Raw genomic sequence first — 13,906 nt, forward strand, 5'->3', positions numbered from 1 at the left:
ATTATGTAAATGAAAAAGAATATATTGACTATCTTCTTATTTATATCCTGCTGTATGTCTGCCCAGAAAAATATTTATCCGGGAGCAGATGAAAAAAGCTTGTCTCGCGCGCAATATTTTACATGGATCAATAATACAAACGAAGGTCCGGCCGAAGGGCAGACTCTCATAAATCTGGATTTTTTCGAATGGCTAAGAAAAGAGTATGGAATGTCTTTAGATATATATGCGTTTGATGCAGGACTAATAGATGGGAAAAATTTTTATGGGACAATGGATTCTGATCGTTTCAGAAGAAATTTCCCGAACGGATTGACTCCCGTTTATGAAAAAGCCGGATTAAATGATATCCGTTTAGGACTCTGGGGTGGCCCCGACGGATTTGGTGATACTCCCGCAGAAACATCGAAAAGAAAAAATATGCTGATTTCATTATGCCGGGATTATAACTGGGCTTTATTTAAGTTCGATGCGGTATGCGGTCCGTTAAGGAAAGAGAAAGAAGACGACTTCATCGATATGATGGAACAGTGCAGGCTATATTCTCCCGACTTAATACTATTAAACCATCGTTTGGGGCTGGATAAGGCAAAACCATATGCTACCACTTTTCTCTGGGAAGGACGTGAATCATATATTGATGTGAATTCCAGGAACAATACAACGGCCATCCATAACCGGGTAGGTAATATGGAAAGGGGGCTTGTCCCCGGATTGAAAAGGCTGACTGAGGATCATGGGGTATGCCTTTCTTCCTGCCTTGATTATTGGGCCGATGACCTAATCTTACAAGCCTTTGGCCGCTCATTGATTTTGGCTCCGCAAATATATGGCAATCCGTGGTTACTGTCGGATAATGAATTTCCTAAGCTGGCAAGGATATATAATCTGCATAGGAAATTTTCTAAAATTCTGGTGAATGGGATAAAGCTTCCCGGCAGCTATGGAAAGGATGCGGTTTCGAGGGGTGATGAAAAGACAAGATTGATAACCCTGAAAAATTTAGGATGGACAGCCAAAGAGATTACTGTTACATTAAATGACGAAATAGGCTTAAGTAAAAGCCAGTGGGTAAAAGCCAGACTGTTCCATCCTGTAGAAAGTATCCTGGGTACATTCAACTATGGTGCTTCTTTAAAAGTATTGGTGCCGCCCTTTCGTTCATTGTTACTATTTGTATCGTCATGTAATGAATTTAGCGAACCGGGAATTTCCGGGGTCGATTTTGAAATTGTGAAAAATGTTCCGGGTCAGCCTCTTGTGATACGTCTTTTAGGATTTCCAGGATCGTCAGCCGATATAAAAATGAATAATATCGCCAAAGCAAAAAGGGCTGAAATTGAGGGTGAAGATGTTTCCTATATGAAAACAGGCAAATCAGTGAGAATTAAGTTCGATGGGGATAAACTGAAAAATCATTATCATAGAAAATTAGCGGATATGCAACCTCTTGATATTCCGTCAGATGTATCCCGTATGTATGAAACGGCTGTGTTTGCGGCTGATAATAATGCTATGGAGGTACGCTCGTTATATCGGTCGGGTCAGACGGGCATACCACAGGTAAAAGCCGCCCGTGACGCCTTTTTTAATCAATCAGCTTTCGTTAATCGTGGAATATGGGATAAACAGTTGTTCGATGGAGATATGAATACGGGCTTCTGGGCATCGGGACGACGCGGAGATATAAGGGTAAAGGGTGGTTGTTTCCGCTTGGATATGGGTGAATCCTTATTTGTTGACAGTATCGTTTTAAAAGTTAACAATGAATATGAACTGCAGCCATTCTTGGTTGATGAAGGGCAATTTGCATACATATCATCTGACCTCAACAAATGGAAATCGATCACATTTCTGGCAGGGACTACAATGAATATACAGATAGGGGAGGAAATGCGGTTCCTGAAAATGAGCCCTTTCCCTGATGCGATCTCTGAAATAGAGGTGTATAGCAATGGCCGGAAAATTTCATCTGAAAAATTCAGGGCGAGCAATCTTTTTGCTGATTCTAACGTAATGAAATGTGCAAAAGTCTGGCAGGCAAACTTCCGGTTGGATGAGATCGCAAAAAATAGCTATTTAGTTTTAGCTGTTAATGGGAAACATGGTGTAGAAGGAGCTTATGCTGTTCTGAAAATCGGTGATAATTATATTGGAGCGCCTTCCCGTGCTGTTTCTTTTCCTGCTAATCCTTGGGAAAATAAGGTATCAGAATCTGAATCGAATTATAGTTATTTTTTCCCTTTAACAAAAGATATGGTAAATAAACGGATTGAGGCTTTTGTTATGGGGTATAATACCAATGGGTTAGACCTTGTGCCGCAGATTTGGATAACATCTTATCCTGTCCCATATTCGGAAAAGACAATGGTTATTTATCGCTGATGCCGGATAAGTGTTAAAAGGGTGACTTCTCATAGAAGTTTCACTTCTGATGTGTAATTTTAGCAGTTGTAAGATGATAGCGTGTATCGGGGTGGAATCAGTTAACCAAAGAAAAAGGACAGAAAAACATGGTTTTATTGCAATGTCGTAGAATTCAGGTAGCAATACTCAAAATTTAATACCTTAAACTGCTGAGCATAATTGTATTATATGCTTCTTGTCTAATTTGGGTATAATATTCACCGGACCTTAAATATCCTAAAAAATAAAACATAAATAAAGATGCAGGAAATTATAAACATATATGTTTGTTTGAAAATTAGAATTATAGTGTTCTGCATATTTATCAGTCTTTTTGCTCCTGCTGTTTTCTCCCAGGAGCCTCAATATGGATTAAAATTCAATTCAAACACCTATGAGCCTGAAATGCGTACCGGCTTAAATCTCAGTCCGGATGATTATCTGTCTTTTTCTGATGGATTTTCTATGGCATTTAATGCGAAATTCCATTTCAAGGATATACACAACTATGGCTATATATTTAGAATAATTAATGAAAAAGGAAATAGCATAGACCTTATAATGGGAGATATTAATGTAGTTTTTTCCATGCTTTCGGGAGATATTGTATGTAGCAATACATTAGCTGAGGTGGATATGATTCCTGAACAATGGATGCCGATCCGGCTGAACATAGATATCGGGAATGAAGAATTGGAAATAAAGATAGGGAAATATGTAAAGAAATGGAATACGCCCGAAATCCGGAAGTTCTGTGATGTGAAAATCATGTTTGGAAAAACCGATTATCTGAAAAAACAGGCGATTGATGTGCCGGATATGACCATCAAGGATTTGGAAATAAGAGATATGTCAAAAAAACTACAATATTCATGGAAACTTTCTAAGCATACTTCCGGGGGAGTCTATGATGATGTAAAATATTATTTTGCTAAATGCGAAAATCCTAATTGGGTTTTGGATTATAATGGAACCTGGGAAAAAAGAATAACTTTTACAACAGGGATAAGTCCTTATTTGACATACGATTTTGATAAAAATATTGTGACCGTTGCTGATCAGCGTTCATTTTATATTTTTACTGTAAAAGATAATCTGTTCGAAAAACATACGGTAAATAAAAAACTTTCCTATAAAATGTCATCCAACCAGATGATCTACAATCCGCTGGACTCTGGTTTCTACGCGTATAATTTAATAAAAGAAGACAGTGCCAAAGAATTTGTCCGCTTCAATCTTGATAAAAGGGAATGGGGTGCAACTACGGTACATGAGCATACTACTGATTACAGGCACCATAACAGATACTTCTCTCCTAAATATAACCGTTTATATATATTTGGAGGATACGGGCATCTGAAATATAAAGGAGGCGTATTTATTTATGATGTCAAGGATAAAACCTGGTCCAAAACAGTACTGAAAGGAGATAGTATAGCACCCAGATATTTAGGCGGGATGGGCGAAATAGATGAAGACCATCTGTTGCTTTTTGGCGGTTATGGAAGTGAAACCGGAGATCAGGCTCTTCAACCCCAGTTTTATTATGATTCTTATATTATCAATTTGAAGACAATGGAGGCCAAAAAGATCTGGACATTGGAAAATCCTCTCGAAAATTTTGTTGTTTCAAACTCATTGGTTGTAGACTCTAAAAATAAATGTTTTTATGCTTTAGGTTTTCCCTCTATGAAATATAATTCTCATATTTCATTATATAAGTTTTCATTAGAGAAACCGGAATATGAGATTATGGCCGATCAGATTCCTATTAAATTTAAGGATGTATTTTCATATGTGGATTTATTTTATGACGTATCTGATAAAAAACTTATTGCGGCTACTGTTTCACCGATAGCTGATACTACCTCCAATATATCGATCTATTCATTGGCATTCCCTCCCTTGAAAAATTCAGATTTATATCAATCAGAAACGAAGGAAACGAACATATCTTTATTTATCTTGCCATTACTCTTCTTTATCTTTTTACTTTCCGCTTTGTATTTTGTGTGGAGAAAAAGGAAGAATATCAATACGGAACAGCATCAGATATTAGACGAAAAGACAGAATTTCCGGTGCCGCATACCGGAGTAAATATGGTGAGGATATTGCCCAAAAAGTCAATAATCCTGTTTGGCGGGTTTCAGGTGGTTGATAAGCAGGGAATTGATATAACGTCTGATTTTAAGCCTTTGTTGAAAAATCTCTTTTTACTTATATTTCTACATACAATCAAAAATGGTAAAGGGATTTCTTTCACAAGATTGAAAGATATCTTATGGTTTGATAAAAGTGAAGAGAGTGCCAATAACAATCGTGGCGTTGCATTAAGTAAAATCCGGCAGATATTGGATAATGTGGGGGTAATAAGCTTTAACAAAAAAGGGATATATTGGAGTGTCGAATTTGGAGATGATGTCTACTGCGATTATTATGAAGCGCTTATTCTGATGGAAAAAATAAAGGGAAATGATGTAACTATCAGTGATATCAAAAGACTTCTGTCAATTGTTTCAGCAGGAGAACTCCTCCCCAATCTGCAAACAGAATGGATAGATGCCTTCAAATCGGATTTTTCGAACGAATTGGTCGATCTGATCCTGCAGTTAATCCGGCAAAAGAATATAGTATTTTCAGATTCTCTTCTTATCGAAATGGCTAATGCTTTATTCATCCATGATCCGTTAAATGAGGATGCTTTAAAACTAAAATGCTCAGTGTCTGTAAAGATGGGCAAAAATGGATTGGCCAGAAATGCTTATAATGCTTTTGTCAAAGAATACGCTGTTCTGTTCGGAACGGAGTATAAATATTCTTTTGAGCAGGTAATAAGTTGAATAAAAATATATGACGTAACGTAGACCTTTCTTTTTTTAATATATATAGTTCCCCATAACTTCAAATAGTTGTTTCCTTCCGGCTTTTTTAGGGGTCTCATCTGATCCGGGAGGATATTCACCTTTCTTCCGGTATCCTCTCTATACAGATTTTTATATAATCTGTATATGGAATTATGGGCTTCCTTTCAAAATACATTGTGTATGTGATTGCTGTGTAATTTGTTGTATGTGCGAACTTTATATCGATAATTGATCCGGGATTATATCAATTAATTTAATAAAAAAATAAGATTTTTTTCAATTAATGATTAATTAAGGAAAACGGTAAAGGTTCAAATTCAAATTTGTATCTCCATCAGAATGTTTTTAAACGTTTAATTATACTATGAAAAAAATCTATTTTATTCTAACTCTGATAAGAATGCCATGCCTGATCCTCCTAGATGACAGTAAACCGAAATCTGTAAAATTCTATTTATTATTTGTTACCTTATAAAATTGTAATTTATGAATATTCATTTATCTAAAAAGTTAGTGAAGAACAAAGTCTCGTTTTTTAAAGATATGAGAACTTTACTTCGGGTTTTTATGATATTATTGCTATGCATTGGATGTATTCAAGTAGCAAGTGCACAAAACAATACCAGAAAAATCACGGGAAAAATTGTTGATGAGAGTGGGGAGCCTGTAATTGGAGCTACAATTACAGTAGTAGTATCCGGAAAATCGACCGGGACAATAACCGATGTAGACGGCCATTTTTCGTTGGATGCTACTCCTAATACTACTTTAACCGTTTCATATATAGGATATTTAACCAAAAAGGTTAATGTAGAAGAAAAGAATCACTATGAGATTGTGTTAAGTGAAGATACCCAGCGGTTGGATGAAGTAATCGTTGTTGGATACGGGACTCAGAAAAAAGCGACGTTAATGGGCTCGGTTGCTGCTGTCGACAATAAAGAGTTGATAACAACCAAAAGCACTAATATACAAAATATGTTAACCGGTAAATTACCGGGTGTTAGGAATATTCAGAAAACTTCCGAGCCGGGGCAATTTACCAATCAGTTTGATATCCGCGGACTCGGATCCCCTTTACTGGTTGTGGATGGTGTGCCCCGCGGAGATTTACCACGTATGGACCCTAATGATATAGAAAGTATCTCTGTTTTGAAAGATGCATCGGCCGCAATCTATGGTGTACGTGCGGCAAATGGGGTTATATTGGTCACTACGAAAAAAGGAGAGAAAGGAAAAGCAAAAATCGAGTATTCGGGATATTATGGCATACAGACTCCTGCCGAGAGATTGGTTCCGCTCAATTCCAGGGATCGGGCCATATTATATAATGAGACAACGATGCGTAATCTCACCAATCCCATATTGACTTATAATGATGAATATTTTGCGAAACTGGCAAAGGGAGAAATGCCTGATACCGATTGGTATAGTGCAATACTGAAAAATACGGCACCACAGCAGCAGCAAAATCTTTCCATTAGCGGGGGGGCCGAGAAAATGGATTACTATATCAATTTTGGCTATACCGATCAGGGTAGTTTCTTTAGAACCAATTCTGCCAGTTACAACCGTTACAACTTGAGGACAAATGTAAATGCACAGATAACCAAAGATCTCAAAGGCGGTGTCAAGTTAAATATGATCATGGACGAAACCAACCGGCAGAATATGTCGAGCTGGGAAGTTTTCAAAATGTTATGGCGTTCTCGTCCGACTGACCCGGTATATGCTAATGATACGGAACCATATTTCTATCATCCCGATGTGGAATTTAATCCGGCAGCGGTAATTCATCCGGAATTAGCAGGTTATGTAAAGGATAAAAAGAATATCTTCCAGTCCAATATGTATCTGGAATATACAGTTCCGTTTATCAAAGGTCTGTCGGCTCAGGCGATGTTCAGTTATGATAAAACCTTCAATGATAATGCCAATTTTAAGAAAGAGTATAACGAATATCGTTACAATGCCGTAACAGAAAAATATGAAGATGGTTGGTTACGAAACAGCAAAACCAATTTGACGCGTTCATATAGTACCAGCTATACAACCCTATGGAATGCGCGGCTTAATTACGATAACACATTTGCCGAAACACATCATGTAGGGGCCTTGTTGCTATATGAAGAAAATTATAGCCAGGGCTATGATTTCAGAGCATCCAGATATTTTGAAATACCTATTCCATACCTTTTCGCGGGTAATTCCGAGAATCAGGAAGGAACAGGGAGCGGCTTGTCCGAAAGTGCATTGAGGGCATTGGTCGGCAGGGTAAATTATGATTACAAAGGAAAGTATATGGCTGAATTCTCTTTCCGGTATGATGGTTCATCCAAATTTCCGAAAGGTAAACAATGGGGGTTCTTCCCGAGTGTGTTGCTGGCGTACCGTATTTCGGAAGAGCCTTTTATCAAGGATAATTTCCTCTTTTTACAAAACCTTAAGCTAAGGGGTACCTGGGGAAAACTTGGGGATGACGGAGCCTCTCAGTTCCAGTTTATAGAAGGTTATGATTATCCTCAATCATATCATAATAAGCAGAATCTTCCAAGAGGAACGGTGTTCGGCAATACTTTCGTTAATGCATTAGGGTTCCGGAGTGCGCCAAATCTGGACTTGACATGGTATACAGCTACAATGAAAAATATTGGGGTCGACGCCGACCTGTGGAATGGCTTGTTTGGGTTCTCTGTAGACCTGTTTCAACGCGATCGCGACGGCTTGTTGGATACGCCTCAAATAGTGGTTCCCAGTACATTTGGATCGGATATTTCCCAAGCCAATCTGAATTCTGACCGTACTAAGGGACTTGAACTGGAATTAAGGCATCGCAACAAGATAGGACAGTTCAGCTATAATGTGACCGGTACTATGCAGATAACACGAAGCATGTGGACTAAACGATTGCTCCCTGAATATGCGAACTCATATGATAACTGGCGTAATAATTATATAAACCGCTATAAGGATATTTGGTTTGGGAAAGGGTCGGCAGGAGTATATCAATCGTATAACGAGATCGCTAATTCCATCTATGCCGGTGCAGGCAGTCTTCCCGGTGATCCTATCTATGAGGATTGGAATGGCGATGGTGTGATTGACGATCAGGACAAATATCCGATTGCTACCACAACGAATTCAAACGACAATGGAGGGCTTCCGGGTACAAACCTGAACGATACGCGTAACTATCCCCTTATGAACTTTAGCTTTACACTGGGAGGGCAATGGAAATTTATCGATTTCAATATATTGTTCCAGGGTGCTGCTATGTCGTATATTGGCTATGGTGAACAATTGCTGAACCCGTTGTCGTGGGATGGAAATGCATTGGAAATGTTATTCGACAGATGGCATCCTGTTGATCCGAAGCAGGACCCGTACGCTCCTACAAATACATGGGTTTCAGGATATTATCCATATGGGAAAACCAGGGCAGAAGAAACTTCAAAATTTAACCTCCAGAGTGGTGCGTACTTACGTCTAAAAAGTGCGGAAATAGGCTTTACTATTCCTCAAAATATTGTTTCCGACAAATTAGGAGTTAAAAACCTGAGACTTTATGTAAATGCCTACAATCTGCTGACTATCACCGGGGTGAAAGGTCTTGATCCTGAAAAACCTTCAGAAACATATGGCTATCTATACCCGTTGAATCGGACATTTAACTTTGGCGGCTCAGTAACATTCTAAAATATAAAGATGATATATATGAAAAAGATACAGTTAATTACAGCTTTATTGGCAGTTTCATTGGGATGGCTGACATCCTGTGTGGATCTGGATATTACACCTACAACAATCATTACTTCTGAGGATATATATAATGAAAACGGGATTAAAGCTTACATGGCAGGAATGTATAACCATCTGCCCATGGAAGATTTCAAGTATGATGTCAATAGTGATGGTGTTGGTCAGGGTATAGGTGGCGGATACTTTGTCGGTAACGGATTAAGTGTTTGGACCTTTTGGAGTTCTACCGGAGAAATGGTTAACCGGAATAATACTGGTCTTGCGCTTCATCGTGCTGGTTATTGGAGTGGCGGATTTAAAATCATTCGTCAGGCAAACACATTGATCAACAATTTACCTAACTACCCGGAACTGGCTTCCCGGTCGAAAGCCTGGATAGCTGAAGCCAAGTTTATCCGTGCTTATGTTTATTTCCAATTGGCCAAACGTTTCGGCGGTTTGCCTAAAGTTTTTGAAGCTCAGGTATTAGATCCTAATGATGAATCGAAACTGTGGGTAACCCGCGAAAGTCATGCCGGTACTTATGACTTTATTCTAAAGGATTTAGACGAAGCTATTGCCGATATGCCGGATAAGAGCGAAGCGGGCCGTGCCAACAAATATGTCGCTGCGGCATTTAAGAGCCGTGTTGCTCTTCATGCTGCAACCACAGCTCGTTATGGATCAGAAAAATTCCCGGATTGGGAAGTCGATGGAGTATTGCTTCAGGGTATACCGTCGGGCCGAGCCAACGACTATTTCAAGCAAGCATGGGATGCGGCGAAATTAGTAGAGAACAGTACTTATTATGGACTCCACAGGGCGAATGCCAATAAAGCGGATAACTATGCCGAAGTATGGGAAAAATCTGACAATAACAAAGAATCCATATGGCTGCGTAAGTTTGATTTCAACATGTCAGTACATTCTTATAATTCTATGATGTGTCCACCTCGTATGGCAACTGAGGGTGGCGACCGTTTCAATCCGACTCTTGACTGGATAGAGCTATTCGATGGTTTGCCTCTTGATGCTAACGGCCATTTCAACGCTTTCGATGCAAATGGGAATTACATTGTATATGATAATTGCCAACAACTATGGGGAAATGTGGAACCGAGACTTAAGGCAAATATACTGATCCCCGGAAATCTCTATAAAGGAGGAATGAAACTTGATTTGCGTGCGGGTATTATCAAGGAAGCATATGATCCTGCCGTTGATAAGTTCAAGAAAATTACTGTGGATGATGGAGCTGCTGAAAGTAATCTCAATTCATCATCGATGTGGAATAAGGCTGCTTATCCGGACAAAAATCCTTTTCGCGAAAGAACTTTTCTCGACTGGTCCACATCTGCGTCAGCTGACCAGAGAGACCCGTATGTGCGATCGGATGGTGTGAAAATTTTCAAAAACGGATTGGATGGACCCAAAATTAACGGTACTTCCGGCACTAATACGATCTCTGGTTTCTTTGGTCGTAAATATCTGGATATTAGTTTACCAAAATCTGCTACCGTGCATCAAACCTCTACTCAGTCATGGATAGAGATAAGGTATGCCGAAGTGTTGCTCAACCGGGCTGAGGCTGCGATAGAGCTGGCTCAAAGTGGAGATGCAACATATAATGGGGCAAACATGTTGGACGATGCTTTCAACTGTATCAACGACATCCGCGATCGTGCCGGTGCTAAACTCCTGACAAGTACGGCTGAATTATCCACTGATCTGGCCTATACAAACTGGACAAATCCGGGTCCAAAAGGACAGGGTGGATTTGTGGAAGCTCCTAACAGGGCATTGCAGATTGTCCGTGTAGAAAGATATAAAGAACTGGCCTTCGAAAGTAAAATTTATTGGGATTTACTCCGGTGGTTTACTTACGATACTCAAATACGCCAGTATCGCAGGAGAGGACTATATTCGTTTATGTTCAGTAAGGGAGCAGTAGTGGACGATAACGGTATTCCTGACGGGAAGTATATATATGATGCTAAATCCTGTGAGGAAGGAAGCGGTAGGATTAGTTTCAATGTTAATAATTATTATGAAACTATCCCAAGTAATGAATTGAAAAATAATCCTTTACTGCAAAAGAACAGATTTCAGTAATTAAAAAAAGAGAAGATATGAACAGATTAAATTATTATATAGGATTGGTCTTATGCTGTGTATTGGCAGTGTCCTGCGAAATAGATAATTATGATATGCCGGATGCCACTATTGAAGGGGTACTTTACGATCATCACAATCAGCCTTTGCAAGTAAATCAGGGGTCAGGTTACATCCGCATGAGAGAAGTCAGTTGGTCGAAGCAAAATACGACTGTTTTTATAGGGAATCAGACGTTGAAAGTCCAACAGGATGGTACTTATCGCCATACCAAATGGTTTTCCGGGGAATATCGCATGTTACCGTATAGTGGAAACTTTTATCCGTATGATGATGAGAAGCTGGATGCGGATGATGCCGGTGAACTGGTGAAAATATCCGGTACTACTACCAGGGACTTTACAGTTACTCCTTATCTGACCATCGAATGGGTGAAAAAACCAACAGTTACGGCAGATAATTATGTTGAGTGTTCCGTTCGCTTCATTAGAAACCAAAAATCCGGCTATGAAATGCCTGATCTGAGAGAGGCTTATCTGCGTGTTTCACGATCTGTGAACGCTTCGGCTTTCGACAGCCAATTGTTTCCGACCAAAGTGGATTTAACCAATGATATGGAAGGAAAAGAAATTGCTTTTCGAACAAGCATCCCAGTTAAATATACAGGAATTGATTATTGGATAAGGATTTCCATGAATTGTAAGGCTGTTACCGGCAAACCGCAGACTAATTATCCGGGTATGGGGGCTGAGAATTTCTCAACTATTGAAAAGATACATGTTCCTTAAAAAGGAGTAATAAAAGGTTGTTGGTTCTCAAAACACAGTGTATTCTTCAAAATACACTGTGTTGTCTTTAAATATAAATTAATCCTCTTATACATAATGTCATGGATAAGAAAATATTAGTCGGAACAATTGTTTTCATATTATTGGTATTTTCACTAAATACTTATTCTCAGAAAAATGGCGGATATTGGAATAATAAGCTCCGGATCATGTCTTTTCGTATGCCTCCTCCCCCTGTAGATTATAATCCGTCGCTTATTGATCTTAACGGAGATGGAAGGCCTGATATAATTCGTTCCATGACCAGGGATAGTATCCCTGTCATGTGGATTGACGATGATCATGATATGACGTGGGCAGACATAGAAGGGGATACCAAAAATGATTGTTTACTGATTGACAGAAACAAGGATGGAATATACGGAGGTCAGGGTGATCTGATTATTGATTGGGTGGATACCGATAATGATGGAAAAGCCGATATGCAAATAGTCGTTGAATATCCGGCGAAAAGGACTGATGAAGTGTGGCCGAACGGACATTATATGATTGTTCTGGATCTTGACCACGATAATATATTTAATTATATTGACTGGAATACAATGCAGATAAAGAGTTGGGACAAAACGGGACTCTGCGATTTTTATACCGACTATAGCGGACAAACCGCATTCATGAAAATACATGCTTCTACATATAATATGCATGATGTGAGGCTAAACTGGGAAAATCCATTTCTTTTTTATGATAAGGATAATGACGGATTATCCGAAATGGCCATACGGGTTTTGGATTCAACAAAACGTACTGATGACAGCGCTCCGGGTAATAGCTATATAAACCAACAAGTGAGCGGCCAGGTTGATTGGGTATCTATAGCAATTGACATGGATAATGACAATGGGCCACAAAACGAGTTCGATTTTGACATGACAATCGGGTTTCAAGGTGAAGGCTTTAATTATATGGATCAGGTACACAAAATAAATAATCTCCGGGGACTACCGCAAACGGAGGCATTTTTCATTGATCCTCGGTGGCGGCAGTTGGACGAACTCATTTACCCCGATCACGAAGGTGCGTGGAATCTGATTTTTAACAGAGGAAAGTGGAATAGGGTAAACTTTGTCTGGGATGAAGATGGGGATTGTAAACGTTGGGAACGAGTTGAATTTTATGATCCCTTGGACCCGTTCAAAACAGGCTGGAAAGAAGGAGGAATTGATAATCACAAACAGTCGGATGCTTCAGGGGACCGCGGTGAATGGGATATGGATAATTCGGGTGGAGGTAAATTGTATGTAAGCAGATTCGATGGACGGGTTCATTTATACGGAGCAGAATGGGGCTGCTGGCGGATAGATCAGAATAATGATTTCTATCAGGGCTGGGATCGTTTATGGTTCGGACTGGATAAGAATCCCGAAAAATTTGCCACAGTGAAATACACAGATAACGATAATAACGGCTTCTTTGATTTAATTGAGTATGATATGGACGGTGATAAACAATTTGAGACGGTTATTAATCTCAAAAAATTAGGTATTGACGATCATTGTGTACTAATAAATATCTCCGGTTTTACATACGATGATTTTACTGCTCTTATGCGACAAATTTCCCACACTATGTGGAACAATGCGCTAAAAGCTTGTGAGGTAGCGGAACAGAACAATATAAATACGGCCTGGTATGCCTGGCTAAAACAAGTTTCGTCTTTAGAAGAAAAATATCAAAAAGGATATTGGTTGCAGTATTATTTGTATAAAGATCTGGAATATAGTTTTTTAAGGAGCCATGATGAGGAATCATTGGAAAAATTAAATAAAGCCTATTATTCCGGTAATTGGTCCGCAATGATAAAGTAATGTTGGTGCCTGTGTAGCGGATCTGTTCGTTTTGTTGCAGGATGCGGAATTTTTCTGCTTGATAGCCAATCTACCCGAAAATATCCGCCTAAAAGGTTTATTTGAAATTAAATAATAAGAAAATAAAAT

The 13,906-nt window shown here is 39.0% G+C and carries 6 protein-coding genes; all 6 read left to right on the plus strand.

The features are described 5' to 3' along the window. Positions 1 to 9: 9 nt before the first annotated feature. Positions 10 to 2,385: a hypothetical protein gene (locus tag ACYQ3L_RS05260; RefSeq protein ID WP_379993798.1), complete on the plus strand. Its 2,376-nt coding sequence runs from the start codon at positions 10 to 12 to the stop codon at positions 2,383 to 2,385. A gap of 312 nt (positions 2,386 to 2,697) precedes the next feature. Continuing rightward, on the plus strand, positions 2,698 to 5,247 hold the full coding sequence (locus ACYQ3L_RS05265) for a Kelch repeat-containing protein (protein WP_379993797.1): 2,550 nt from the start codon (positions 2,698 to 2,700) through the stop codon (positions 5,245 to 5,247). 567 nt (positions 5,248 to 5,814) lie between these two features. Continuing rightward, on the plus strand, positions 5,815 to 8,967 hold the full coding sequence (locus tag ACYQ3L_RS05270; protein WP_379993796.1) for a SusC/RagA family TonB-linked outer membrane protein: 3,153 nt from the start codon (positions 5,815 to 5,817) through the stop codon (positions 8,965 to 8,967). 18 nt (positions 8,968 to 8,985) lie between these two features. Continuing rightward, a complete protein-coding gene (locus ACYQ3L_RS05275; RefSeq protein WP_379993795.1) occupies positions 8,986 to 11,121 on the plus strand; it encodes a RagB/SusD family nutrient uptake outer membrane protein in 2,136 nt (711 codons plus the stop codon). 17 nt (positions 11,122 to 11,138) lie between these two features. Continuing rightward, the gene (locus ACYQ3L_RS05280) at positions 11,139 to 11,909 is read left to right on the plus strand and encodes a DUF3823 domain-containing protein (protein WP_379993793.1); all 771 of its coding nucleotides are present in this window, start codon (positions 11,139 to 11,141) and stop codon (positions 11,907 to 11,909) included. Positions 11,910 to 12,010: 101 nt separating this feature from the next. Next, positions 12,011 to 13,777, plus strand: coding sequence for a hypothetical protein (locus ACYQ3L_RS05285; protein WP_379993792.1), 1,767 nt, complete (start codon positions 12,011 to 12,013; stop codon positions 13,775 to 13,777). The last annotated feature ends 129 nt before the right edge of the window (positions 13,778 to 13,906 follow it).

It is taken from the genome of Dysgonomonas termitidis (genome assembly GCF_054657735.1).